30 protein-coding genes are annotated in these 24,024 nt (G+C 66.0%); 17 read left to right on the plus strand and 13 right to left on the minus strand.

What is annotated here, in order from left to right:
- Positions 1–2: 2 nt before the first annotated feature.
- The 8 genes from AB0N03_RS08950 (at position 3) to AB0N03_RS08985 (ending at position 7,785) form a co-directional block, all read left to right on the plus strand.
- Positions 3–2,426 carry a hypothetical protein gene (locus tag AB0N03_RS08950; protein WP_364367631.1) on the plus strand — a complete coding sequence of 808 codons (2,424 nt, stop codon included), beginning with the start codon at positions 3–5 and terminating at the stop codon, positions 2,424–2,426.
- Positions 2,426–4,390 (plus strand): hypothetical protein, encoded by a 1,965-nt coding sequence (locus AB0N03_RS08955; RefSeq protein WP_364367634.1) that lies wholly within the window; start codon positions 2,426–2,428, stop codon positions 4,388–4,390. Before AB0N03_RS08950 ends, AB0N03_RS08955 begins: the two co-directional genes overlap by 1 nt.
- The gene (locus AB0N03_RS08960) at positions 4,387–4,821 is read left to right on the plus strand and encodes a hypothetical protein (protein WP_364367636.1); all 435 of its coding nucleotides are present in this window, start codon (positions 4,387–4,389) and stop codon (positions 4,819–4,821) included. Before AB0N03_RS08955 ends, AB0N03_RS08960 begins: the two co-directional genes overlap by 4 nt.
- 372 nt (positions 4,822–5,193) lie before the next feature.
- Positions 5,194–5,895, plus strand: a complete 702-nt coding sequence (locus tag AB0N03_RS08965) for a hypothetical protein (RefSeq protein ID WP_364367639.1) — start codon at positions 5,194–5,196, stop codon at positions 5,893–5,895.
- 185 nt (positions 5,896–6,080) lie between these two features.
- Positions 6,081–6,413 carry a hypothetical protein gene (locus AB0N03_RS08970; RefSeq protein WP_364367642.1) on the plus strand — a complete coding sequence of 111 codons (333 nt, stop codon included), beginning with the start codon at positions 6,081–6,083 and terminating at the stop codon, positions 6,411–6,413.
- Positions 6,410–7,027 carry an A24 family peptidase gene (locus AB0N03_RS08975; protein WP_364367645.1) on the plus strand — a complete coding sequence of 206 codons (618 nt, stop codon included), beginning with the start codon at positions 6,410–6,412 and terminating at the stop codon, positions 7,025–7,027. Before AB0N03_RS08970 ends, AB0N03_RS08975 begins: the two co-directional genes overlap by 4 nt.
- A gap of 63 nt (positions 7,028–7,090) precedes the next feature.
- Positions 7,091–7,327 carry a hypothetical protein gene (locus AB0N03_RS08980; RefSeq protein ID WP_364367648.1) on the plus strand — a complete coding sequence of 79 codons (237 nt, stop codon included), beginning with the start codon at positions 7,091–7,093 and terminating at the stop codon, positions 7,325–7,327.
- Positions 7,324–7,785 (plus strand): hypothetical protein, encoded by a 462-nt coding sequence (locus AB0N03_RS08985; RefSeq protein ID WP_364367651.1) that lies wholly within the window; start codon positions 7,324–7,326, stop codon positions 7,783–7,785. Before AB0N03_RS08980 ends, AB0N03_RS08985 begins: the two co-directional genes overlap by 4 nt.
- Here AB0N03_RS08985 and AB0N03_RS08990 read toward each other — a convergent pair.
- Positions 7,778–8,821: a hypothetical protein gene (locus tag AB0N03_RS08990; protein WP_364367654.1), complete on the minus strand. Its 1,044-nt coding sequence runs from the start codon at positions 8,819–8,821 to the stop codon at positions 7,778–7,780. The two genes, AB0N03_RS08985 and AB0N03_RS08990, sit on opposite strands and share 8 nt — an antisense overlap.
- A gap of 94 nt (positions 8,822–8,915) precedes the next feature.
- On the opposite strand from AB0N03_RS08990, the gene AB0N03_RS08995 reads away from it, so the two are divergent.
- A complete protein-coding gene (locus AB0N03_RS08995; RefSeq protein ID WP_364367657.1) occupies positions 8,916–9,785 on the plus strand; it encodes an N-6 DNA methylase in 870 nt (289 codons plus the stop codon).
- Positions 9,786–9,855: 70 nt separating this feature from the next.
- The gene (locus tag AB0N03_RS09000) at positions 9,856–10,140 is read left to right on the plus strand and encodes a hypothetical protein (protein ID WP_364367659.1); all 285 of its coding nucleotides are present in this window, start codon (positions 9,856–9,858) and stop codon (positions 10,138–10,140) included.
- A gap of 145 nt (positions 10,141–10,285) precedes the next feature.
- Here the strand turns inward: AB0N03_RS09000 and AB0N03_RS09005 are convergent, their stop codons facing one another.
- Together AB0N03_RS09005 and AB0N03_RS09010 are read right to left on the minus strand one after the other, a co-directional pair.
- Positions 10,286–10,843 carry an ImmA/IrrE family metallo-endopeptidase gene (locus tag AB0N03_RS09005; protein ID WP_364367660.1) on the minus strand — a complete coding sequence of 186 codons (558 nt, stop codon included), beginning with the start codon at positions 10,841–10,843 and terminating at the stop codon, positions 10,286–10,288.
- Positions 10,840–11,346 (minus strand): helix-turn-helix domain-containing protein, encoded by a 507-nt coding sequence (locus AB0N03_RS09010; protein WP_364367663.1) that lies wholly within the window; start codon positions 11,344–11,346, stop codon positions 10,840–10,842. Before AB0N03_RS09010 ends, AB0N03_RS09005 begins: the two co-directional genes overlap by 4 nt.
- 170 nt (positions 11,347–11,516) lie before the next feature.
- Here AB0N03_RS09010 and AB0N03_RS09015 point away from each other — a divergent pair, with 170 nt between their 5' ends.
- The 3 genes from AB0N03_RS09015 to AB0N03_RS09025 are packed head-to-tail and all read left to right on the plus strand — an operon-like array spanning position 11,517 to position 13,596.
- Positions 11,517–11,765, plus strand: coding sequence for a multiubiquitin domain-containing protein (locus AB0N03_RS09015; protein WP_364367666.1), 249 nt, complete (start codon positions 11,517–11,519; stop codon positions 11,763–11,765).
- On the plus strand, positions 11,765–12,127 hold the full coding sequence (locus tag AB0N03_RS09020) for a hypothetical protein (protein WP_364367669.1): 363 nt from the start codon (positions 11,765–11,767) through the stop codon (positions 12,125–12,127). Before AB0N03_RS09015 ends, AB0N03_RS09020 begins: the two co-directional genes overlap by 1 nt.
- Entirely contained in the window at positions 12,124–13,596 is a 1,473-nt protein-coding gene (locus tag AB0N03_RS09025; RefSeq protein ID WP_364367672.1) for a ThiF family adenylyltransferase, read from the plus strand. The genes AB0N03_RS09020 and AB0N03_RS09025 overlap by 4 nt, the downstream gene beginning before the upstream one ends.
- A 76-nt stretch (positions 13,597–13,672) precedes the next feature.
- On the opposite strand, the gene AB0N03_RS09030 is transcribed toward AB0N03_RS09025, so the two are convergent.
- The 6 genes from AB0N03_RS09030 to AB0N03_RS09055 form a co-directional block, all read right to left on the minus strand.
- Positions 13,673–14,479: a hypothetical protein gene (locus AB0N03_RS09030; protein WP_364367675.1), complete on the minus strand. Its 807-nt coding sequence runs from the start codon at positions 14,477–14,479 to the stop codon at positions 13,673–13,675.
- Between the two features lie 16 nt (positions 14,480–14,495).
- Positions 14,496–14,936, minus strand: a complete 441-nt coding sequence (locus AB0N03_RS09035; RefSeq protein ID WP_364367677.1) for a hypothetical protein — start codon at positions 14,934–14,936, stop codon at positions 14,496–14,498.
- A 3-nt stretch (positions 14,937–14,939) separates the two neighbouring features.
- Positions 14,940–15,683 (minus strand): hypothetical protein, encoded by a 744-nt coding sequence (locus tag AB0N03_RS09040; protein ID WP_364367679.1) that lies wholly within the window; start codon positions 15,681–15,683, stop codon positions 14,940–14,942.
- A 386-nt stretch (positions 15,684–16,069) separates the two neighbouring features.
- Positions 16,070–16,588 carry a hypothetical protein gene (locus tag AB0N03_RS09045; RefSeq protein ID WP_364367682.1) on the minus strand — a complete coding sequence of 173 codons (519 nt, stop codon included), beginning with the start codon at positions 16,586–16,588 and terminating at the stop codon, positions 16,070–16,072.
- Positions 16,585–18,237 carry an alpha/beta hydrolase gene (locus AB0N03_RS09050; protein ID WP_364367685.1) on the minus strand — a complete coding sequence of 551 codons (1,653 nt, stop codon included), beginning with the start codon at positions 18,235–18,237 and terminating at the stop codon, positions 16,585–16,587. The genes AB0N03_RS09045 and AB0N03_RS09050 overlap by 4 nt, the downstream gene beginning before the upstream one ends.
- On the minus strand, positions 18,237–18,545 hold the full coding sequence (locus AB0N03_RS09055; RefSeq protein ID WP_364367688.1) for a hypothetical protein: 309 nt from the start codon (positions 18,543–18,545) through the stop codon (positions 18,237–18,239). Before AB0N03_RS09055 ends, AB0N03_RS09050 begins: the two co-directional genes overlap by 1 nt.
- A 341-nt stretch (positions 18,546–18,886) precedes the next feature.
- On the opposite strand from AB0N03_RS09055, the gene AB0N03_RS09060 reads away from it, so the two are divergent.
- Positions 18,887–19,459, plus strand: coding sequence for an ATP-binding protein (locus AB0N03_RS09060; RefSeq protein WP_364367691.1), 573 nt, complete (start codon positions 18,887–18,889; stop codon positions 19,457–19,459).
- 51 nt (positions 19,460–19,510) lie between these two features.
- Positions 19,511–19,945, plus strand: coding sequence for a hypothetical protein (locus AB0N03_RS09065; RefSeq protein WP_364367693.1), 435 nt, complete (start codon positions 19,511–19,513; stop codon positions 19,943–19,945).
- Positions 19,946–20,095: 150 nt separating this feature from the next.
- Here AB0N03_RS09065 and AB0N03_RS09070 read toward each other — a convergent pair whose 3' ends face one another.
- Both AB0N03_RS09070 and AB0N03_RS09075 read right to left on the minus strand, forming a co-directional pair.
- On the minus strand, positions 20,096–20,419 hold the full coding sequence (locus AB0N03_RS09070) for a hypothetical protein (RefSeq protein ID WP_364367696.1): 324 nt from the start codon (positions 20,417–20,419) through the stop codon (positions 20,096–20,098).
- On the minus strand, positions 20,416–21,174 hold the full coding sequence (locus AB0N03_RS09075; protein ID WP_364367699.1) for a TauD/TfdA family dioxygenase: 759 nt from the start codon (positions 21,172–21,174) through the stop codon (positions 20,416–20,418). Before AB0N03_RS09075 ends, AB0N03_RS09070 begins: the two co-directional genes overlap by 4 nt.
- A 174-nt stretch (positions 21,175–21,348) precedes the next feature.
- Between AB0N03_RS09075 and AB0N03_RS09080 the strand changes: the two genes are divergently transcribed.
- Together AB0N03_RS09080 and AB0N03_RS09085 are read left to right on the plus strand one after the other, a co-directional pair.
- Entirely contained in the window at positions 21,349–21,765 is a 417-nt protein-coding gene (locus AB0N03_RS09080; protein WP_364367702.1) for an NUDIX hydrolase, read from the plus strand.
- Between the two features lie 131 nt (positions 21,766–21,896).
- The gene (locus AB0N03_RS09085) at positions 21,897–23,018 is read left to right on the plus strand and encodes a helix-turn-helix domain-containing protein (RefSeq protein WP_364367705.1); all 1,122 of its coding nucleotides are present in this window, start codon (positions 21,897–21,899) and stop codon (positions 23,016–23,018) included.
- On the opposite strand, the gene AB0N03_RS09090 is transcribed toward AB0N03_RS09085, so the two are convergent.
- Together AB0N03_RS09090 and AB0N03_RS09095 are read right to left on the minus strand one after the other, a co-directional pair.
- On the minus strand, positions 22,960–23,262 hold the full coding sequence (locus AB0N03_RS09090; protein WP_364367708.1) for a hypothetical protein: 303 nt from the start codon (positions 23,260–23,262) through the stop codon (positions 22,960–22,962). The two genes, AB0N03_RS09085 and AB0N03_RS09090, sit on opposite strands and share 59 nt — an antisense overlap.
- Positions 23,263–23,267: 5 nt before the next feature.
- Complete coding sequence (locus tag AB0N03_RS09095; RefSeq protein ID WP_364367711.1) at positions 23,268–24,020, minus strand: Scr1 family TA system antitoxin-like transcriptional regulator; 753 nt, start codon at positions 24,018–24,020, stop codon at positions 23,268–23,270.
- Positions 24,021–24,024 lie beyond the last annotated feature (4 nt).

Below are 24,024 nucleotides of genomic sequence, written 5' to 3' on the forward strand. Positions count from 1 at the left end.
GCATGGGAACGAACGCCAAGGCCGGGCACGCCGCCTACGCAGTCGCCCCCAGCGGTGCGTCCGGTGACGCGCCCGCATCGACCGATGACGCCCTCCTGCAGCACCTCGCCGCCGTCTGCGGGCACGCCGAGGACGCCGCGAACGCCGCGGAAGAGAACCTCAAGTTCGTAGCCGGCATCGTCGCCGGAGGCATCGACCCCAGCGACCCGCACGGGCCGCCGGCCATCGACCTGCCGGAGAACCCGGTCGAGGGCTACGGCGTGTTCTCCGCCGCCGTCGCCACCGCGCTCGCCGCCGAGAGCCAGCTGTCCGACACCGCGGCCGAGCCGTACCAACAGCAGCTGCAAACGCTCAGCGCCGAATATCTGGCCGGCCTCACGCCCGAGGAGCTCGAGGTGGTCGCCGCGGCATCCGGGTTCGAGAACCCGGAGCTGGTCGGGTTCACCGGGAACGCGCCACACCCGCTCGCGGTGTGGCTGGACCCGTCCGTCCCGGGCGATGCCGAGGCCAAGAAGAAGATCCAGGCTCTTGCGCAGGCTCGCCACGACGCCTTATGCGCCGGCCAGGAGATCAACGGGAAGACGTTCGGGCAGTGGGACCTCGCGACGACTTCGCCGACGCTGCCGGAAGGGTTTGAGAGCTGGCAAGCCACCGAAGCCGACCTCGCCGAGGTGCAGGACGACTTCGACACCGTCGCGGCCGTCGTCGCCCAGCACGCCGGAGGCGCGCAGCCCGAGCACATCGCGCAGCTGCTGAAGTGGGAAAACCGGATCGCGACCGCACAGGACTTCGAGTCGGGCGGCAGCTTCGGCGAGGCCACGGCGGCGGCACGCCACCACGTCGATGAGCTGCTCGGTGCCGTCACGGCCGTCCAGCTGAGCACCGCGGTGGACGCAGCGAAGCACCAGGGACAGATCACCGACGCGCAGCTGCAGACGCTCGACGCGCACCAGGTCCTGCAGCTCATGCGCGCGTCGACGCTGGCCGTCGAACGCCAGGAGCTCGTCAGCACGGTCGCGGAGCGATCGGCCCTGCTAGCCAGCTCGGCCACGTGCGCCGCCAGCGTCAGCGCCGTGCTCGAGGCCGGGACGGTCGACGTGTCGAACGCGGGAGCGCTGGTCCAAGAGCTCCGGGCGATCGCGGAGGTCCACGCAGCTGCTGCGACGTGGGAGACGTTCGTCGCGGCTCCGCTGAATCAGGCCGTGATGCAGGCCGGCCAGGCGAAGGTCCTCGTGTGGGCCGCCGAGCAGAAGGTCGGTGACCTGCGCAAGTTCATCAGCGACACGGGCATCGCGACGTCCGCGGAAGCCGCCATGGCCACCAAGTCCACGCTCGGCAAGCTGCTGCACGGCCACCTGAACGCCTCACCCGCGGCAGTGAACGCGATCAAGAAGGAACTCCCGGTCAAATCTGCGGCGAAGAGCCCCAAGGCAGCTGCGCCGACGCCTCCGAAACCGGCGAGTCCCGCGCCGGCCGCCAAACCGGCCAGCCGGTTCGGGATGCAGCACGCTCAGCTCGTCGCCGCCCTGCAGCAAGCCAAGGCCGCCCACGCCGCCATCCCCAAGCCGATGGACGCCGCTGCGGTCGCGGCGTGGGACTTCGGACCGGGCACGCCGGCGAACCTCGGCGGCACCCATCCCAAGACCCTCCACACCGGACCCGACGGCACGACCTGGATCGCCAAACGCGAAGGCAAACCGTACGGCGGCGCGGTCACCCAGACCGAGGCCGCGGCCTCGCGGCTCGCCGCACGAGCCGGGCTACCCGTCGTCCCGGTCTACGCGACGAAGGTCGACGGCCAGCCGGTCAGCGTCCAGCCGCTGCTGGCGGGCGCGAAGCCGATGTCGGGCAGCGCGTCGAGCTGGTCGCAGGCCGACGTCGACGAAATCGTCCGGCTGCACGTCACCAGCTGGGCGCTGGGCAACCACGACGCCCACCACGACAACGTCCTGCGGACCAGCTCCGGCGGGCTCGTGCCGATCGACCAAGGCCAGGCGTTCAAGAACTTCGGCCACGACACGCTGAAGCTCGGGTACCGGCCCAGCACGACGGCCGTCTACCACCAGGTCTACGACGCCCACCTCGCCGGCCACCTCGGCAAAGGCGTGCAGGTCAGCCCCGCCGCCGCGCACTCGGTCATCCGGCGGCTCGAAGCTGTCCCCGACGCCGAATGGCGAGCCACGCTGCACACCGTCGCCCACACCGGTGCCGGGCAGAACCTGCCGTGGGTCGCGCCGATGCGGACACGGGCGGCGAAGACACACCGCGTCGCCGAGTCCGCCGTGACCACCGGCCAGATCGCCGAGGCGTTCCTGGACCACGCCGTCGAACGAAAGCAGAACCTGCGCCGCGACTTCGTCGGGTTCTTCACCGACGACTTGAAGATCGCCTCCGCCTCGGCTCTGCAGCACCTCGGCAAGACCTGATGGGCACCAACGCCAAGACGGCGCACACCCCGTACGCCATCGCACCTGCCGGCGGCGCCGAGCATCTGATCGACCCGGTGTATAACGACGTCGACATCGGCGAGCCGGTGCTCCCAGTCGTCGACGAGCCGGAAGCTGTCGAGCCCGGGCAGCTCCCGGTGACGCCGATTCCACTGACGCCGGACGTCGGACACGCGTACGGCGAACCGGTCCTGGTGGGTGGCTCCGACCTGCTCGCCTCGACCGCGACCCTGGTCAGCTATCTCGGCGATCAAGGTCCTCGCATTGTGTTGCACGCCCGCGTCGACGAAGGCGCCGAGGCGAAGCTCCTGGAGGCGCTGAACATCAGCCCGGAGATGGTGCCCGCACAGGTCGAACAGAATGTCGTCGGCCGGCTGCCGCTTGACGAGCAGCACAACATCGCCGAGAAGATCATCACGGCGGCGAAGAGCGTCAACCACCACATCGCGAACGGCACCCTCACCGCCGGCGGCGCAACGCCCGGGACGACGGCGGCGAAGATCGGCGCGGCGGAATCGGCCATCGAAGGTCTGGCAGAAGTCCTCGGCGACGCGTCACCAGTCGAGCAGACGATGCTCGAGCACTACGTCGCGCAATTCCAGGCCGTGCAGCACGCGGTCTCCGCCGGGGTGCCACTTGACCATGTCAAACCGTTCCTGCACGAAGGCACCGAGCTGGTCACCGTCATGGTCCCGGCGCTGCCTCCCGAGGCGTTCGGCGGCGCCGCGGTGGCTGTACTGCGCGGCGCGACGCGGATCAAGCCGAGCTTGGACGCCGGAACTGGGCAGGCCAGCTGGGACGGGGCGCGGTCTACCAACGTCCTCGGCCAGGAGTACGCGATCGACCTGGGCGAGGGCTACCAAGCTGTCTACCGCCCCTACGGCGTCAACGACCCGGCGAAGTCCGAGTACAGCCTGCGCGGCCGGCTCGAGGTCATCGCACCCGCAGGGGAGGGCCACGGGCCCGAGCTCGTTCGTCGGCTCGGGCAGCTGAACCTCGCCAACCGCCCGATGACGCGCGATGAGGGCGAGTACAGCTACCTCGCCGCCAACGTCACGGCGCAGAGCCTGGGCAGCCACGCCGAGGTGGCGGCCGCGGCCGCCACCGGAGACCACCTCGAAGACATGGTCAGGCAGGAGATCTTCCACGAACGCGCCCACCATGCCGTCGGCATGGACGACCTGCAGCTGGCCAAGTTCGCCAAGGACATCCAGCTCGAGGCCCACACCCGCGCGCTGCCGGCCAAGGTGCAGGTGTTGCGCGACGCCGTCGCCAAGGCCACCGGCCACGCCAACGGCGCCGCGCTCGCCGCGAGCCCCGGCTACGACCCCGCGCCCCGGCGCTCGGCGGGCTGGCTCGCCTGGACGCGCTTCGACGTCGGCAACTCCGCCGGCCAGCTCGGCGCCGCGCTCGCTGGGCGGTCGCTGGCGCACTCGACATCCTTCGACGGGCTGAAGGCGATGCTGACGACCGGCGTCCTGGCGTCCACCGAGCGGCGCGCGACGATGGGAACCGGCACTGGCCTCGGCAAGAGCGAGGACTCGGACAAGCTCACCGGTGGCGCGAGCTCGGTGTTCCTGCGGGTGCGGCAGACCTCGTCGCTCAAGAACGATCCCGCCCTGGTCTGGGACCAGCCTGAGCGGCTGCTCGCCCGAGCCGACTATTACGGCGCCAACGCCGACACTTTCGGCGTGATCAACCCGGCCAAAGTCGGCGCGTACGCCAAAGCGCCGTTGACGCGGAATCCGTTCAAGATCGCCAAGTTCGGCAGTGCGAGCAACGAAGTGATGTTCGGGGATGGCATCGATCTGCTCGGCGCCGAGGGACCGAGCCGCATCCTCTGCAAGAACGCGGCGCAGCGCAACGAGATCAAGGCGCTTCTGCACGCCAAGGGCATCAGCAGCATCGCCGGAAAACCGATCGAGGAGGTTGTGACGCTGTGAAACACGAGTACTGGATCAAGTTCAACGATCTGCTCGCAGGTCGCGGGCAAAAGGCCGGTGATGACCTTCCTGGCGCTGAGCTGGTCGTGGTTGACGGAGGGTACGAGGTATTCCGCGCCGCACTGGCACGGCACGCTCGGCGTGACCGCGACGATCCCGCGGTCGTCTGGATCCGCCCGCTCGTTGCGCTTTCGACCATGCAAAGTGGACTCGCGACGTTTGACGTCGCAGTCGTGCGCCGCCGCGCGCTTCATGTCGCCGACGCGGGAATCGACGACGACTGTCTGACCCTTGATCTGGTCAGCGGCCAGCGCGCGCGGATCGAGCCCGCGCGCGCTGATCGGCTGGCGGTGCTGCAGGATTTCGACACGTGGATACTCACCCTCGTGCGTAACCAGCGTCTTGACATCGAGGGGCTCGAACACGACTGACATCTGTAACGTAACACCGGATTCGCCCGAACGGCTGTTGTGTAACGTCCAAAATTATGTATTGGTGATGCTAAAGTGGCCTGGGTCTGGGTTGTCGTCGATCACGCGTAGCGGTCATCGTTGTGATCTGCTCCTGCGCGGTGCAATATGCGTGAGTCTGGTTCGCGTGCCGGGCGGACGAGAAGTGATGTAGACGATCTTGAAAGGTGTTGGCCATCACTTTCCATGGTGAAGGGTGGAAACGTTCATGCTTGAACTGTCGCGTGCTGGCAAGTATTAGTCATGGCCAGTCGGAGGTCTTGCCAGGACGGACTATATCGAGAGGAACGATACTTGCTCGCGTGCGGTCTCGAGCCCCATCAGTTGGAGCGAGTGTCCAATGCGGTCAAAGAAGGCATGGCGTGGTCGATTTTTTACGCTCTCCTCGTGGTGATAGTCTCTTACTTCTCAGTCTACGCTTTACGGGACCCTAAATTCCTGGTCGGACTGCCGTTGGGGTCTGTCCTTAATAACCCGATCTTCTCTGTGATGAATCTGGCAGTGGCAGTTCTTGCGGTCGGCATGTTTCTGGCTGCTTGGCGATTTGGGCCGAGGCGACGACTACTAGCCTCAGCCTTTTTCTGTGTGGAGTTGCTGCTCGAACTGGGGCCTGATCTATCTGAAGGCCGCGAAAAGGTTGCGGCTGAGCGCTTTTTGATGCTGCGTAGGCTTGTTGTACGACGGCGTCGGCGCGTAGCGCGCGTTGCTTGGGCTCTTACTCGGGATACCTCACGTTGTGCTGGTCGCCCATTTACTGCCGGTGAAACGCTTGGGGAATTATTGCTCTGGTTTGCGGAGAACCCTTCGGATCGACGGCGTCGGCCGATCGTTATTGATCATCTGGTTGAACTTATCGCAGCTGTTGCAGACAATGCTCCCATTCCGCATGCGCAGTTCTTGCCCGCCGCCAAGTATCGGACAAGATCGCCTCGTATGGTGTTCGTTATGCAATTGCGCTCCTTTGTGAGAAGCGCGGTGGTAACTGGTGCGGTCCTTGCGATTCTGGCTGCAATCCTACGAGTATGGATCGATTAGCTCGTTGGTCGTAGCTGGCGACACCAGCAGGACCTCTGCGCGTTGTCCGACTGGCAATGCCATTCCTTAACGGTCGGTCGACGCTGCTGAGGCATCTGGTGCGCTACGCGACGGTCGTGTCTGTATCTGTGAGGCCCGCCCTCGTGCTTGTCTTCGTTGTATCGGAAGCAGGTCAGGTGGGAAACATGCGGCACGAATCCGAGGCTCAACAGATCGAGGACGTGGAGTGGGTCACTGACCACCTGGAAGCTCATGGTCACCTTCTGGTGCACGGCACGACGCTCGCCGAAATCGCTGTCAGAGCCCAGGCGGCGATCGGTGACCGTTCACCGGCCGGGCTGCGGTTTCGGCCGCGGATCCTGCATGCCGGCTGGTGGCGGGCTGAGCCCTGTCGGTGCTGGCGTTCGCTGGCGTGCTCGAACCACCCGGCGTGGCACTACCGGCGAGCGGCCGCCGGCGACAGCGCGGCGTTCCGAGGTGCTGAGGTGCGCCTCACACTTGAGCAGGCGCCGCGATGATCCACCTGGTGGGCGTCGCCGTTGCGATGGTGTGTTCGCCCCTCACATGGATGCTCATGCGCTGTAACACGACGGCGCCCTTGCCGTCGCTGGCCTGGATTCCGTGCGTTCTCGCTACCTGCGCGGCTGCGGCTGTAGTGGGGACCTGGTCGCTGACGTTGGTTCCCGTGGGTGTCTGTTTTTGCCTGTTGGCCGTTCCTGCAGCCGCGGTCGATTTCGTAGAGCACAGGATTCCGAATCGGCTCAGCCTCCCGCTGGCCGGCGCGACAGCTGCCTCGCTCGCCGCCGCGTCGTTCATTGCGGCGGACAGCGCAAACGGCGTGCGTGCGCTGGTCGGTGCCTCAGTGTGGGGCGGTCATTTGCTGCTGTCCTTCGTGGCGACCGGCCAGCCTGGGCCGGGTGACGTCAAGCTGGCGCCGAGCATGGGTGCACTGCTGGGCTGGTTCGGCTGGCCGTGGCTACTCGGCGGCCTCGTCGCGGCGTACCTGCTGACCGCCGTAGCCGGCCTGGTCAGCGTCGCCGCCGGCCGGTATCGGCTTCGTGAGGGACAGGTGCCGATGGGACCGTCGATGGTCGCCGCGGTGCTGATCATGGGCACACTGGCCCAGCTCTGAATCAACGCGGGGCGGCGAAGCCGTGACTTCTGCGACCGGGCTACGCCAGTGTGATGGGAGCAGATGGTGAACGAGTACTCCGACCACGACCTCGACCAGGCCGCGACTTCGGCGGCGCGGCGGTTCGATCTCGACGACGTAGAAGCTCGTGAGCTGGTGGACATCGTCGCGACGGCACCCGGCGACGGCGGGGACGCGATCGACGACGCCGCGTGGGATGTTCAGGACCGTGATCCCGACGTCGACGGCGAGGACTTCGTCGAGGACGTGGCCGGCAACCTCGGCTACGACCTCCCGTGACCGCTGATGACAGCGCCGATCAGTACGTCGTGCTGCAGCGCAAGAGCCAGCTGTTCCCGGCCGTCGTGGCCGCCGCCTGCAGGCTGAGCAGCCTGCCGGTCTGGCGGGATCGCGAAGCCGTCGACCCGTCTCCGGTATCGGAGGTGATCGACGACGCCATCCTGCAGCTCGCGTTCTTCTGCGACGAGCAGCTCAACGCCACGCTAATTCAGCTGCGCGCTGCGGTGCAAGCGCGGGTCGAGACCATCCGGCAGATCCACGCGGCGAGTCGGCCGGGATTCGGTGGCCGGGTCGACAAAGGTTTCGACGACGATGACGAGTCCGGACGACGGCAGCTCGACCGCGCGATAGACGTCTTCGTGTATGCCGCCCGCGCGGACCTGCGGATCACCGCCCCGTGGGTGCCTTGCGCCCCGCCAATACGCCCGGAGCCGGGTGACCCATCGCGGCTCATATAGACCGAGGCTTCGGCGGAGCGTCGACGAGGTTGACCTTCTTCGTGATCTGCACCGGTGCATCAGCTGGCCCGCGCCAGTGACCCGCGACCGGCGTCAACCGGCGGAGCCGACGCCCGGGTCCGTAAGCCTGCCGCCGGATGAACGGCGCGACCGGGAAGCGGACGCTCACTCTTCGCCCGGACGGCTCACCGCTGCGAGCAGCTACCGGCGTCGTTTTCCGGCTGACGGACACGACTCTGACGGGTGAAGCGCGGTACCCAGCTCGTTCGGCGCGGACGCGTTGGGTTCGAGGGAGGTGCTCCTCGGAGGTCTCCGTCAGGGTGTTCGGTGTGCAGAAGATCCAGCCCGCGTGCACGGTCTGCAGCCAGTCGATCGTCGTCTCGGCGGCCGCGATGTTCGTCGGATCGATCGCCAGTCCGGTTGGGCCGGGAGCGACCGTCACCGAAGTGGATCCCCAGGGCATGTAGAGCTCGTTGTCCCACGTCAGTTCCGCATTCTGCTGACGCGCCAACAGCTCGGCTTCCGCTGCGCGCGCCCCGGCGGCACGGCCGAGGCGTGTGATGGCGGCGAAGTCGGTGACGCTCCAGAACGTCACCCAAAGCCCTCCGGTGTCGGAGGTGATCAGCTCGGTCCCGCCCCAGGAGACGGCGACGATGTCGATGCGCTTGCCGTCCTCGCGGATGTACTCGGCCATCGGCTCGGCGAAGAGCATGAAGCCCGTCGGCGCCGGGAGGTCATACGGCTGGATGTCCCACTTGTCCCGCAGGCTCGGCGCGGCCTGGCGCACGAGCCGGGTGATGTCGGCGGTGACGTAGAACAGCTGCGCCCCGCTCAACCGCCGGTGCTCGTCCTCCAGCAGCAGGCTGGCTCCGACCTTCGGACCGGTTATCGGCCGCAGTGTCCCACGTCCCTGACGTAGGGCCTCCTCGACGTAGAGGTGCGCAGGCCACGTCATCAAATGGTCGGCCAGGTGCTCGCGCAGCGCGGGCAGCTGGCGTGGCGTCGGGGGAGACCAAGCCGCGGATTCCGGCGTCATCGCGGCTCACCCCTCAACCTTGTGTACTGAGTGCTCATGGTTTACGGTAAGCAAACTTTGAGAACTAAGTCAACAAGAATCGGAGGCTGTCGAGATGACGGCTGGAAAGCATCGCCCAAGCGGGGGGTGCGCAGGTGGTCCGATCAACGCGGAAGCGCATGCCCTGAAGGTTGCCGTCGAGGTTGCCTCGGCCTGGCACAAGGACGGTGACCCGGGGGAGCCGAGAGTTCCCATGGGAGTCGTCGCGACGATCGCGGCGGCCGGGCTGCAGATCGATGGCCCCGATCGACTCGCCCACGTGATGCTCTCGCTGTCGCCGGCCAGGTTCGTCGACCTCGCCCGCCGGGTCTGGGTCGTCGCGCTGATGCGTCGCCCGGATCTGACGTTGTGGGTCCATCCGCTGCTCGGCTGGCTGTTCGCGGACTCCGGCGAATCGGCGATCCAGCGGATAAAGCGGACTGCTGACGCCGCGCTGCGGGCCGGTCAGCTCGAGCTGACGGCCACCAAGCGCCGGTTCGACTGTGACCTGTTCGGTCCGGTACTCGGCGCACTCCGGTCGCGGACGGCGATGAAGGTCAACGCCCAGATGTACACGCCTGGAGACGTCGCGTGCGCCCTGACTGCGGTCGCCGTAAGCGACGTCAAGGCCGGGCAGTCCTTTTGCGACGACACCGTCGGCACCGGCGGACTCCTCCGAGCGGCGGCGCAGATCGTCCGCGACCGTGGCCACGACCCGGCCGGCATGCTCTGGTTCGGCGCGGATACCGACGAGCTCGCTGTCGCAGCCGCCGCGATCAACAGTCTGCTCTGGGGCTTGGGTCCCGAGGTTGTCCTGTACGTCGGGGACGTCCTCACCCACCCGCATTGGCCCGAGGAAGCACTTCGAGGTCGAGCGGCGTTCTTGAGGCGGGTCGATAGCGTGAACGACGGTGTCAAGCTCCTGGACTTTCTCCGGAGGCTTTGAGCCGGCACTCCGACGCGCCGCGACGATCGAATGGCCGGGCTCATCCGATCGTCCCTGCTAGCTTCGCCGAGTGGAACACGGCGAGCGGCAGATCGCGACCGGGCCAGCCGCGCCGTCCGGCACGACCTTCCGCTACGCCGACATGGTCGAGATCGGTTCTTGGTTCGATGTCGGCCACCGCGCCGTGGCGAACTGGCGCTCCCGCTACGCCGATTCACACCCGTTTCCGGAGCCAGACGTCGTCATTGGTCGGACGCCCGGCTGGTCGGCTGACCGCAGGGCCGAAATCGAGCAGTGGGAAGCGGCTCGGCCTGGTCAAGGGGCCGGCGGCGGACGGCCGCGCAAGGTCGACTGAAGCCGGCCACTCGATGCCGTGCTTGAACTACGCGACCGCCACGCGCCTGCGAATGCCAGGTCCCTGCCGCGGAATGTGAGCATGACGGTCGTGAAGCCGGAGCTGCTCGAACTCCTGCGCGGACGGATCTTGACGTGGCCGTTGGTCACACGGACCTGGCTTTGACCTGCCTCGCGACGCCTGTCGCGTTGTAACGGTACCGGGCCATCTCCACAGTCACGTTGTACTGCTTGGCTATTTCGTCGGGTCCCCAGCCTCGGTAAGCGGCGGCGGTGAGCAGCGGGCGGGGGAGCAGGAGCGTGCCGCCGAAAGCGGTGGCCTGCTCCTCTTCGTCCGGCTTGCAGGTCCGGAACGGGATGCCGTCGATCTCGCGCACTTCGGACAGCTGGTGGTCGAGCAGGCGGTGCGCGACCTCATGCGCGATGTCGCTGGCAAGGCGGCCCGGCGTCCGGATGGGGTTCGACACGATGAAGAAGCGGCCTTCGATCTCGAAGGTCGCGGCCGAGAACGCGAAGGCCTGGATGCGCTCGAGCTCGTAGAGGCGCTCGATGTCGATGAGCCTGTCTGCGCTGACGACCTTCATCTGCAGGTGCTCGGCAACCTGCTCGATGTCCACGGCCGCGTTTCCGGGCAGCCCCATCTCCTTGCGCACCCGAGCGGCTTCGCGTTCTGCGTTGGCCTTGAAACCGCGCGGCAGGCTCACACGTCACCTGCCTCGACGAGCTTCCGGAGCCCGTCGTGCATGTCGACCAAGAGCGGCCCCAGCCGGTCCGGTACTCCGGGACGCATGGTGGGCGCTGCCCGGAGATGGCATGCGACGAGGGCTTTGGGTGGCTCCACCTCTTCTGCCAGCACGTCGTACATCTGCCGGATGACGGCGGCGATGCTGGACGCGGCTTCCGGCTTGAGCCGTGGGTCGGTGTTCAGGTGCGAGATGGCCTCTTCGAGCGGGGTGTCCCAGCGTTCGGTGACCGGCGTGAAGAAGCGGCTGGGCGGGACGCCGATCCATGCGCAGATCGCCGTGAAGGACGCGAGGTCCGGCTGCGCGCCGGCCTCGACACGGGAGAGGGTGCTGAAGCTGACGCCTGCGTCAGCCGCGGCCTGCCGGAGTGACTGATTCCCGCGGTGCTGCCGGACCAGAGTGGCGAGCTGTCCGACATCCAGACGTTCAGGGGGTGTCGCTGCCTGTTCGCCGGGACTAGCCACGTGTGTTTTGCGCGCGCGTGGGTGCCATAGCCAGATTGTACACCACTATCGCAGCTTTGCTGCAACACGACCGGTCGCGAGTTGACCTTGCGTAGTGTCGATCTCCGTGTCACGCTGAGCGTGCTAGTTCGTTAGTGTCGCTTTGCTGATACAACTGGAAGGGGTGCGAGATGGCCGACGAAGACCGTCCCCACCGCAAGATCCGGATCTCCATCGATGGTCGTCCGTTCGAGGTCGAGCAGAACCAGCCCGTCACCGCCGCGGAGCTGCTGCGGCTGGCGGGGCTCGATCCGAACGGCTACGACCTCGCGGAGGTCCACGGACACGGCAACCTCGAGAAGTTCGAGGACTCGAAGGTCGTGGCCGTCCATCCGAACGAGAAGTTCGTGTCGATCCGCCAGGTCGCTCCGGTCGCCTGATGACCGCCACGATCCCGGCTGTCGGTGTCGACGCCTTCATCGCTGGACTCGGCCGTTGTGGAGTCGAGGCTGCTCGCGAGGGAGGCGTCGTCACGTTTTCAGTCGAAGCTGTGACTCGCTCGGGGCGGAAGGTCGTCCGGACGGGTGTTGCCGCGGCGGAGCTTCAGGCCTGGCCAGGGGTGCCCCCGCACTGGGTGCACCTGCCGGTCGGCATCCAGCTTACCCGAACGAACGCGGACGCCACGGAGACCCTGCCGGGATGGACTCGCCATTCCCGAGACATTCAGAACTGGGGCAACGCCACGGAGCCCGCTCAAGCGTGGCTTGCTCATGTGCGCTCGGTCCTGCAGGAGGCGCTGTGAGCGTATCCGCGGCGATGGTCGCTGCGACTGATCACAAGTTGCAGCGCCACCTCCTTCGTGAAGACGGCCAGGAAGACGTGTGTCTCGCTGTCTACCGCCGCTCGACCGGGCGAACACGGACGACCGCGTTGGTCGCGGCGCCCCTGCTGCCCCAGCCCGGCGAGCGAAGTGTTCACGTAAACGCGTCCTTCACCGGGGACTACATCGTGCGGGGCGCGGCCGAAGCCGCCGCCGCTGGCGGCGGCCTCGTTCTGCTTCACTCGCATCCCGGTGGCAGCGGCTGGCAAGGACTGTCGCAGCCGGACTATGAAACCGAGCGTTCGTACGCCCATCTCGTGCACGAGATGACCGGTCTGCCGCTGGTCGGCATGACGCTGGCCGGAAACGGGGACTGGTCCTGTCGTCAGTGGACGTCCGCGGGCGACCTGACCTACGGGGAATCCGTGCGGGTGGTCGGGGACAGCTTGCGGATCACCTGGAATGACCGGATTCGTCCCGCGCCCTTGGCGACGGCCAGCCAGGAGCGCACCGTCTCGTCCTGGGGTGAGACCGTCCAAGCCGGTCTGGCTCGGACACGAGTCCTGGTGGTCGGCGTCGGCAGCGTCGGGCTCGACGTCGCTCTGCGGCTCGCCGCCACCGGTCTGGTGAACATCGCGGTGATGGACTTCGACAGCCTCGAGATCGTCAACCTCGACCGCATGATCGGCGCGACCCGAGGTGACGTTCTGCTCGCGCGCAGCAAGGTGGAGGTCGCGCATCGCCTCATGATGCGAGCCGCCACAACGGAAAGCCCGGACTTCGCGCAGCTCGACGCGAGTGTCTGTGAACCGGAAGGCTTGGCTGCGGCGCTCGACTACGACGTGATCATCAGTTGCGTCGACCGGCCCTGGGCTCGTGGAGTCCTCAACACGATCGCCTACGCCGACTTGATTCCCGTACTGGACGGCGGCATCGGAATCGACTCGTTCGACGACGGCACCATGCGCGGCGCGACCTGGCGAACGCACGCCATCATGCCCGGACAACCGTGCCTGGTCTGCAACGGCCAGCTCGACCCGGCCGCGGTGCAGAAGGACAAGCTCGGACTCCTCGATGACGAGCGCTACATCCGAAACAGCGGCGGGAACCCCGCTCAAGAGCGCCAAAACGTCGCGCTGCTATCGGCTAGCGTCAGCGCGGGCTTGCTGGCGCAGTTCGTCAGCCTCTTGGTCGCCCCCGGGGGAATCGGAGTACCTGGGCCGTTGCGGTACGCGCTCGCACCGCACTGGCTCGAGCACCTCCCTGTGGAAACGCGTCCGAACTGTACTTTCGAGGGCGCGAGTTCAACCGGCGACGGCCGGCTGGTCTTGACTGGCACACACCATCGCGCCCGCGAGAGCCAGGCCGCCCGCAACCTGCAACGGCGCGGCATGAGAACGCGTGTCTTCCATAGGGTGGTGCCCTGGTTCGAGAGGCGTCTCCGGCTTTGACACGCATTGGCATGTGCCGTCGCATCGGCGTGCAGTGCAACTGCGGCCGCAGCGCCGCTCGCTACCTCATCACCCATCAGATCGACTTCTCAAGGAGTAGGCGCGACTCGATTATCTTGGTTGCGTCATAGGTGTTTTGCTGGTTCAGTTTGAAGGCCAACTGATAGTGATGCTCGGCGAGCTGCCAGTCTCTGCTTTTCGCGTAGAGGCGCACAAGTTGAATATTCCTATCGTGTAGGGCCAATGTGTCTATCGGCTGTCCGATGTCGCCAATGGCATAGTATGCTTCATCTAAATATTTTCCTTGTTCAATAAGGGTCGCCGCCCATGAATTTTGTTGAATATAGAATTCCAGGGAATTCAAGTGTCCGGAGTGCAATAGTGGATTGACCTGATTTCGGTGGTATCGGACTGCGTCATCAAACTGTCCGAAATTTCTCATCACGCCCGCCACTCGAACTCGCCAAGAAACTCTTTGATCGTAGATGGCGTGGTTTGAGATGAAGTGTTCTACGTCTAGAAGTATTTTCTTGGCTCTGCCTGGATCTGACTCTTGCCAAGTAAGAGCTTGACCCAAGAGTGCTGGCGCGGTGATCTGATAATCGCCCAGTCGGTATGCAAGCTTGGCTGCTAGTCGATAATGGCCGGCGGTGACGCTCGGCATTCGGTCGAGTTGTCTAGAGGTGCGCGCTAGTGCAAGTGTTCCTCGTGTCAAGAGATGCTGTGTAGCCGGACGTCTTGCGTATTTTGATCCTTCAATAACTCGTAACGCTCTAGATAATATGAAATAGGCAGAAGGGTAATTTAATCCGCGCTCAACTTGGGCAATGGCGGATTCTGTCGATGCCGTCGCTTTGAGGCAATCTTGTCTATCGGTAAACATGCCACGACTCCTGCCTTTAATTAACTCCCATGAAAGTCAGACCTGGCCGGATGATCGTAGTCTCCTTATGGTGACTGGATACATGTTTTGAGTAGATCACTTTAACGATCAGATCATCGTAGTCACTGACAACTTCTTCATATATCGGGGCTATGGCTGATCGTGGACTGTGTGGGACGAAAATGTCTATAGTGTCGCCCGGGCTCAGGGAGTCGGCGTCATTTATTCCAGAAGCGACACCGCCGCGGCTCAAAACCCAGTCTGTCACGGCTTGCACGTTAAAAATGTCGACCGATGCCACGAGCTTCACGGCAAGTCCAATCGGATCGCCTAGCTTCGACGTTCGAACGATCGCAAAAATGACAGTCCTGCGAACCCTGGTTCTGAAATCGTAGATAGCCTTCGAGATTGCCACGATTCCGGCGGTGGCGCCGACGACGGGAAGGATGCTAGTCATGTCTCATTTTAGGTCGGCCTCTGTGCGGTCGCAACCACGGTGTTGCTCGACGGGGCGCATGCTCCAGCGTCTGGTGCGTGTGATGAACGCAGCAATACCTGTTAGGCAAGCAGCTGCGCGTAAGAGCTTCCGATTCTGAACGTGTGACTTCATCTCTGATAGTACGCCGATTAAGTTCGCGCGTGTGTGCCAATTTCCTACTGTAAGTAGATTCCTGTAGTTCAGGTGCTGCATGCGATATGTGTATCGATGGGGGTTGTCGGCATCGTGGTGAAACATGGCATTTCCGTGAGTGTATACGAGACCAAATCTCGCGAGTCTTGCGCAAACTTCGATATCTTCGCCGTACATAAAAAGTCTTTCGTCGAATCCATCTACAGCCTCAAATAATTCTCGACGGACGGCCAGGCAGGCGGCTGGGACCCACTCTATCCCTTTGGTGAGTCGGCGCATCCTATCAATGGCTTTCTCTCTAGCTGGACCTTGGTGTGCGGCTACGGCTGCAACGTTGGGCTGCGAAAATTCGCGCTCTAATGCTTCGAGTACGCCTGACGCCAAGTCTCCGTCAGGATTTATGAACAAGATCAATGGACCGGTCCCTTGCCGTGCGCACAGATTGGCACCCTTGGCGAATCCGTAATTATTCAGACTGTTGTCATGAATATAAACCCTGTCATCATTTCGAATTGACTTGATAATGCGGTCTGCTGTGTTTTTGAAAGTAACAATGCATACGTCGAATCCCATATGAAGTCCTCGTGTGTCGAGATTTTGTAGCGCAGATTTAATCCTCGCCATACGTAAGTTTGCCTTCGTTGGAGTGTTGGAAGTGGCAGCGTTGGGCTCCCGTAATCGCAGTTTCACGCCCCGTTAGCTCGAAAGGTCGTGGCGCATTGAGGCTGCCGCAGTAGGGGAGGTGTCGGGAAAAGGAGTCATTATGTGACTTCCAAGTCATATCGGCCGTCTTGCCCACTATAGCTGCCCTCTGCCTAACTCCCAGATGACGAAAGATGGACCACGTGCGGCGAGCGATAGACGCACGGTGCCCGGTGAGGGGGCGGCGGCATCTGCCAGTGCGGCGACAGTTAGCGCTGTTGAGGCGGGCTCGCGCTTGTGTTCAAGCGGGCTGGCCATCAAGATGAAGTGCCCGGCGTGCGGTTGCGCCAGACGCACGGTGTGCTGTTGCCGATGGCGAGGCGCTGGTTGACGTTGGCTCGCAAGCTCATCAGGTAGCCGTCGCGGGTGGCGTTGATGAACATGTCCTCCGGTCGGCTGTCGGTGCTGAGCGTCCAGCCGTGGCCTGCCCACCAGGCCTTGAGGGCGCCGAAGTAGGCGTTGTTGTCGGTGCCGGGAAGATCGTTTACCCAGAAGGTCACGCCGAGCAGGACTTGGCCGGTGGGTTTGCCGGAGGAGTCGGTGCAGTTCAGCGGCTGCGGCGGGAGCTCTTCCAGTGTGAAGCCGGGCGGGAACGTTCCGGCGGCGGCTTCGCGGATCTGGTTCGCGGCTGCCTGCTGGGCTTCGGCGAGGCTGAGGGAGGGTTCCATAGGGTGGTCGTCTCCGCATCCGGCGGTGGTGGCCAGCAGGACTACGAGGACCAGGAGCCACCGAAGCGTCGTCGGAGCCTCCCCGTATCCTCGCGTCTTCGCGGTCACGGCGGCGATGCACCTGCTATCAACTTCGCCATCCCTTGCAGCGACTCCGAGTTGGGATCCCAGTACTCGGTGTGGCCGGCGGCGAAGTCAGAGTCGAACGGATGTCCGCCGAACCAGTTCGTGGTCGGATCCGGTCCGAGGGGGTCGATGCTTTCCAAGCCTGGCTGGTAGAAGTTCGTCAGCGCGGGAACTGGATCCATCGCCGATTTGGTGGCGTAGACGTGGTGGGTCATCTGGTCCGGCGCGACGCCGTCAAGGTGCAGGTCGGTGGCGTGTTGAACGCCGATGCCGGGGCTGGCGACCATGACCAGGTTGTCCACGGGGAGTCCGAGGTCGCGTGCGGTCTGGCCGATGACGGTGGTGCCGTAGCTGTGGCCGATCACGGTGGAGTTGACCGGGATCGGGTCGTGGCTGGCGCCGAGCCCGTCCTGGAACCGCCGTAGTCCGGGTTCGGCGTGGTCGGCGAAGCTGGTGCTGGCGGCGTCGGGGATGACGCTTTGGGGGGCGTCGTAGCCGGCCCAGGTGATGACCGAGGTCGGGACCGGGTTGAGGATGGTCGCCGTCTGGTTCATCAGGTCGGCTCGCTGGATGTCGGTGGCGAAGCCGTCGAGCCCGCTTCCGGTGCCGGGCACGTAGGTGGCGACGTTCTGGGCGTGGTCGGGGTTGCCGATGGCGATGATGGCGTGGCCGGCGTTGGCGGTGTCGATGCCCAGTAGGAACGCCGATGGCTGGCCGGGGTAGGGCTGGGTGAGCCGCTCGTTGATCGCGTCCAGGCCGTGGAGCTTGGTGTCCATGGCCGCTGCGTCGCGCTCGAGGTCGAAGTACTCGCTCTGCTGTGTGGGGTCGGACTGGTCGAGTGCGTCCATCCGGTTCCGCAACTCTTGTCGCTGGCGTTGCAGGTCGGCGTATTGCTGGGTGAAGATCGTCCGGTTGGCTTTGTCGCGGACCTCGGCGGGCAGGCCGTCCAGGACGCCGAGCGCGGCCGGGCGGTCGTGCAGGAGGATCGCTTGGCCGGCGGGGGAGAGGCTGGCCCACCACGCCGCGGTCTGAGACGGGGTGGCGTTCGGTGGCGGTTCGGGCAGGGTGAGGCCGGGGTCGAGGGTGCCGGCCGCGGCTGCTGCGGCGACGGTCGTCTCATCGCCGGTGCCGAATTCGCCTTCCTCAGCGCGCTTGAGGACCGAGGCGAGGTCCTGGTCGATGTCGTCGGCCGTGCGGAGTGCCTGGGTGATGTCGTCGACGACCTGCTGGTGAGCTCGGGCTCGGTCGCCGGGGTCGAACTCCGGCGGCGGCTGGCAGGTGGGGAAGATGTCGCTGACCGCGCCGGTGTCGGAGATGCGGTAGCCGTACCTGCGGGCGTATTCCTCGGCATTGGTGACCGCGCGTTGCACGCCGGTGATGGCGTCGGAGGCTTGAGCGATCGCCTTGCCGACGATGCTGGCCCCGGCGGCGAGCTTGTCGATGCGAGCCATCAACGCCCGGTGCGCCGAGGCCGCGGTGTCGGCGGCAGGCCCGGACCAGCCGTCCACGGGGACGGCTTTGCCGTAGTCGTCGCCGGAATGGACCAGGATATCGAGCTGGCGGCGGATGGCGGTATAAATCTCGTCGAGCTGGCCGGTGTTCCACCGCTTCACGTCGGAGAGCGACACCATCAGCGCGGGCCCCGCAACGATCCGGCAGCGGTCAGGTCGTCGCTGCCGGCGCGGTCGGTGGCCTGGTAACGCTCGGCTGCGGTGGCCAGGTTGTCGGCTTGGGCTTCGGCGTCGACGCACCAGGACTTGAACGCTGTCGTCCACGACCCGCCCATCGATGGGGCTGACCCAGCGGTCGTACCGCCCGGCATAGCCGCGGCCAGCGTGCAGACGGGCTCTCCGCAGTCGACAGCTCGCAGCTCGGCGACCGCGTCGGCGGCTGATCTTCGTGCGGCGCGCAGTGCCTCCGGTACCGTGCGAAACCCCATGGTGTCCCTCCCCGTAGCGACCTAGTCACGGTAAGCACGCGGTGGTGCCGAGTGCAAGATGCACATCGCACGCGGGGTGGGTTGACCTGCTTTTGTCCAGTACTTTCGGATGGTCACCACTGTCGCGTTGAGTCAGCTGGATTTTGTCGATAGCCGTGGACGTCCTGTTTGAGGCCGCCGGGTCGTAGAGGGCGATGGGTGACACCCGCGCGGCGGTGAAGAACGCGGAATCCGCGATCGAAAGCGCGCGGTGACGAGAAATCGCGCACGCTGGCCGTTGTCTCCCTCGCTGGGGACACTCTCGTCGCTGAGGACAGTCAGCCAGTACTCGACACGACAGGGTGAGTGATGCCGATGAAGGTTCGTCGCTCGGCGGGCGGGTAACCGCCTCTCACCAGCAGGCTCCTCGGCCGTCGCGGAGGACAAGGGCGGTCTTCACGCCGACCGAACACTGGACGACTCAGCTCGACGACCAATTGCGGGTGGTCGCCCTCGAGCTGGCTGACGACCTCAGTGAGTTGTCCAGGGTGCGGGCATGGGCGAACCAGTTGCTGCAAGACCTGACCGGAGAGCAGCGGATGGACATGCTCGTGGTGGTCGACAAGCTCACGTCGAACGCGCTCCGGCACGGTGAACCGCCGCGCCAAGCCCGATTGCTGCGTAAACGCGGCTGGTTGAGTGTCGAGGTCGACGACACGTGCGTCGACCCGGCGTGCCCGCGGCCGCCTTCGGTCAGCGGCGGACACGGGCTCAAGATGGTCGCGGCGATGAGCGTGTCGTGGGGGCAGGAGCAGCGCTCCACTGGCAAGACCGTCTGGGCTGCGATCGACCTCTCTCCAGACCAGGCGCGCAACCACAGTGCAGCAAGTCCTTGTGCAGTCACCAATGATCCGGCTCGTCGAGCGGTCAGCTGATCCGGTGGTTTCGCGCACTCGCCCAAGACCCGCCTCTCCCGTGTCCTGTCCTTGACGCTGGTGCTGGTCATCGCGGTCACCAACCTCGGAGCGTTGGTGCTGCTCATCCACGACTTGATCGCCGGCGCGGCCGACAGCGGACAGGCGCTGCTGCTGGGGGCGCTCCAGGTGTGGCTGACCAACGTGATCGCGTTCGGCCTGGCCTACTGGGAGCTGGACCGCGGTGGCCCGGTCAAGCGCACCCAGTCCGGCCGTGCCGACCTGCCGCTGGCCGACTTCCGGTTTTCGCAGGACGAGAACGCCGACACCGTCGAGGAGGTCGCCGAGGGCTCCAGCGTCAAGTCCGACTGGGTGCCGACGCTGGTGGACTACCTGTACGTGTCGGTGACCAACTCGACGGCGTTCAGCCCCACCGACAAGATGCCGCTGTCCTCCCGCGCGAAAGTGCTGATGGCCGTGCAGAGCGTCGCGGCGCTGCTGACGTAGCTGCTGGTCATCGCCCGCGCGGTCAGCGTGCTCAAGTAGCGACGCACACGTCGGAGCGAGGGCAGTTCGGCAACGGTGCTTGGTGTGGCTCAGCTGCATGCTCACCACGCTGTTCGTGCAGGCTTCGCCCCGCCCACCTTAGGTGGCAGTTCAACAGTCGCGGTCGTGTTTCGGGCGGATCGGGCGCCCCGTGAAGCGGCTGGCTTCGACGGCGGCGATGGAGAGGTGGATCTGCTCATCGTCGGGTGCGGGAAGGGCCGTGTTGAGCACGATGGTGAGGCTGCGGCGCGGGATGTCGAGGAACAGCGGGTCGATGTCGGCGGTGCAGGCCTCGCGTACGGCGGCCTGCCAGTGGGTGAGGTCTTCGTCCGGGCCGAGGTGCTTCCACCGCGCGATCGCCCACTTCCCGCACTGGAGCTCACCGACGAGCTCAGGCAACTCGGACACCCAGTAGGGCGCGGAGACGTCGGTCATGGCGTGACCACCGGGGTGAAACCGGCCGGAATGCGCCACGCTGGTCGCGGTTCGATGAGGGCCCGGTACACCGTCCGCGGGCCGGTGAACGCGGTGCGGCCGTGCAGCCAGCGGCGGTTGTTGACGATGTACCCGCCGCCGGTCGTTGCCGGGATCGTGATCGTGTGGCGGTCGATGACCTGGGCGAGCCTCGGCAGCCAGCGCTGGGCCTGCGGGACGAACCGGGCCAGCGCGTCGCGGCGGAGTCGGATGCCGATCAGACCGCGTGGGTCGGGTTCGAAGACATTGCCGACGATTCCGGCCGCGCCGCCGAAGTAGGCGCCCCGCCGGGCCGACAGGTCGGCCAGTGCCTCCGGCGCAGTCGTGGCCAGCTGGTGGTGGACTGCGCGGCCGTCGACCAGGACCCAGTCGCCGCCGTGCTCGGCGGGACGGGCGCATGTCATGGCTACCAGCAGCGGAGGCCGCGGCAGGTCCGAACAGTCGGTGTGCGCGGCCAGCGGGTGCCGGCTGAACCCAGCCTGGCCTGTCGGCGGGTAAGTGCCGGTGCGGTCGGTGATCACGGTGAGGCCCGAGCCGGTGCTGTCGCGGTGGGGGACCAGGTGGCCGAGCCGGGCCGTTAGCTGCAGTAGCTGCTGCTCGGTGCGCACGCCGTCGAACAGCGCGACACCGGCGCCGGCCAGTACAGCGGCCAGTTCACCAGCGCCGCCCACCGCGCCGACGTCGACGCGGCAGTCCGGCAGCACGGGCACGGGCACGGGGCGGCCTCCTTCGGTCGCGGCTTCGGGTTCGGGTTCGGGTTCGATCAGCACAGCGGGCCGGAGTGGATGGCGTCCACTGACAGATCGTCAACCTCGCGGCAGCGCAGCTGCCCAGGTCGCGCTGCTACCGTCGGTGACAGCAGGCGCACGGATGGCGGGAGGCTGGTGTCGGTGGCGGAGGCCGGATATCCGGTGTCGATCAAGGGCGTGCTGATCCGGGACGACCGGGTGCTGCTGGTGCACAACGACCGCGACGAATGGGAGCTGCCGGGCGGCCGGATCGAACCCGGCGAGACACCGGAGCAGACCGTCGCGCGGGAGATCTCCGAGGAAACGGGGCTGCCGGTCGAGGTCGCCGAGATTCTCGACTCTTGGATGTACCACATCGCCGTGGCTTCTAAGGACGTCTTCATCGTGACGTACGGCTGTACGACGACGTCGACGGCGGCACCGGTGCTGAGCCACGAGCACAGCCGGGTATCCGAGTTCGCCGAGCACGAGGTTCCCGGCTTGCCCATGCCCGACGGGTACAAGCGCTCGATCGCGACCTGGTTCGAGCGGCTCCGCGTCTCGGCCGCGGCGGGGTAGCGATCATGGCGGGTTGCGAGCGGTGCGGCGCGGCGTTGGGTCGCTACAGCCGCACGCCGGTCTGCCCCACTTGCCAGGCGGGAACCACGGCACTGTCGTCCCGGCCGCCGAGGCTCGCGCCCGCGGTGTGGATGTGGTCCGACCCTGCCGCGGCGGCAGCGCTGACTTCCGGCGACCTCGCGGCCGTCCTTCGCGCCTACCGCGCGGCGAACCGGCTCAGCCAGGAATCGCTGGCCGCCATGCTCGGCTACGACAAGTCCTACATTGCGATGATCGAAACCCGCCGACGCTCGCCCGGTGACGTCGGCGGGCGCCGGCACATCGCCCGCGCTCTCGGGCTGCCGTTTCACCTGCTCGGCGTCACTGACCCGGACGACGCCGACTTCGCCGCGCTCGTGCAGTTCGGCGACAGCGTGATCCGGCTCGCCGAGATCGCCCGCCAGTCCGGCCGCGTCGTCGAAGCCGTCAACGAGCTGTGGCCGCTCGCTGCCCGCCTCGAAGCTCGCGCCGCCGAAGGTCGTCTGGAGCGCGACACCCTGCTTTTGCTCGCTTCCGCGCGCCTGGCGCTTGGTGTTTCCCTCGGCACCGTTCTGCCCGAGGAACGCCTCAGCGGCGCCGCGGCTTGGACCGGCAAAGCGCTCGTCCTGGCCCGCCAGCTCGACGACGAAGACTTCCTGGCCACCACGCTGCGGATGCACGGCAACGAGCTGCGCAAGGCCGGTCGCCTTCGAGCTGCTGTCGCTCGTCTCGAGCATGCTGCTGCGGCGTCGACGACATCGGCGGGGCACGGCGCCGCCCTTGCGCTGCTCGCCCGAGCCGCGGGCGACGCCGGGCAGCCGGACCGGTTCGCGGACGCCATCGACGGATGCCGACGTCGGCTCGACGAGGCGACCGGGTACGAGGTGCTGCTCAATCCGTTCACATTGCGGGAGATCCACGCTCGCGGACTGCTGGCCCTGAACCGGCCCGACGAGGCTCGCCAGGTTCTGGACAGCGCGGCGGGGGAGCCGGCAGCGCCGCAGTGGCAGGTCATCGAGCGCGTAACCACCGGTGAAGTCCTCGCCGCCACCGGCGAGAACGCCGGTGCTGAGGAGGCTCTCACCGCGGCTGTCGCCACAGCCGAGCAACGTCGGCTTCCCCATCAGCTGCAGCGGGCCGTCCGCGCTGCCGAACATGGGCGCCTCCCCGCCGTTGTCAGCGTCGGACGTTCCGCGCTGAATCGTCTTCGTGGCCTGCTTTCGCCTGCCGCCTAGTTCCGTCCGTGCTGATCCGTTCCTTCTGAAGCGGAATGCCTTTGTCGCGCCGGTAAACCACGTCGCAGCTGTCGCACTGTCGGGGGATGCCGCGTGCCCGCCGTTCGCTCAACGGCTTGAACGTCGCGGTGTCGGAAATGCCGCAGAGCGTGGTGAACGCCTGTCCTGGCGTCAGAACGTCCGTGAGGCGGTGCCACTCGCCGTTGATCACTGGATGGACGGCCTGCGGGTCCACGTAGATCACCGCGGTCATCGTAACGCGCCGACGCTGTCGATCGCTTGGCGTTGCAGCCGCGCGAATGTAGAACGGTAGGCCTTCACGATCTCGGTTTCGCCGAGGTAGATTCGGGCGTGCTCGTGCCGCAGAACGACGGTGAAGAAGCCAGCCTCGGTCTCGTAGATGGTGAATCCGTCGATCGGCTCAGGCTTTGAGGCACTGGTCGGAACGATCGCCGCCGTGACGTTCTCCAGCTGCGGCAAAGCTGTCTCGCAAGCCCAGGCGACTTCGCTCACGAGGACGATGCTCGGGCAGCGCTTCGGCCGATCGAGTTCCCGGACCTGCTGCGCAAAGATCGCCTGATCGACGTCGTCGGGCGCAACGTCCCGGCGCTCCAGCTCGGCCCTGATGTACTCCGGTGTCCGCAAGAACCCTGGGACGCAGTGTGGCGCCCACTCGAACTTGCGGACCGCGACCTCCTCGAAAGCACGCTCCAGGCTGGCCGTGTCCGTAGCGAGTTCCTCGACGCAGCTCGGGCGGTCGCTCTGCCGATGGATCTGCATGAGCTTCTGGTAAAGCGACGGCCTCACCCGCAGGTTCCCCAGGATGAATCCCAGTGCCTCGGCGGGCGGGCGGCGAAACCCCGTTTCCCACGCCGAGAGGCACGCGGGCGAAAAACCCAGCCGCCGTGCCATCGTGCGCAGGCTCACGTCGTGCTGGGTGCGGAGTTCTCGGAGAGTGTGGCCGAGGAGCAGCAGTGCAGGATAGAACTTGGGTTCGGACATGGGA

It is taken from the genome of Amycolatopsis sp. NPDC051061 (assembly GCF_040682935.1).
Taxonomy (GTDB): domain Bacteria; phylum Actinomycetota; class Actinomycetes; order Mycobacteriales; family Pseudonocardiaceae; genus Amycolatopsis.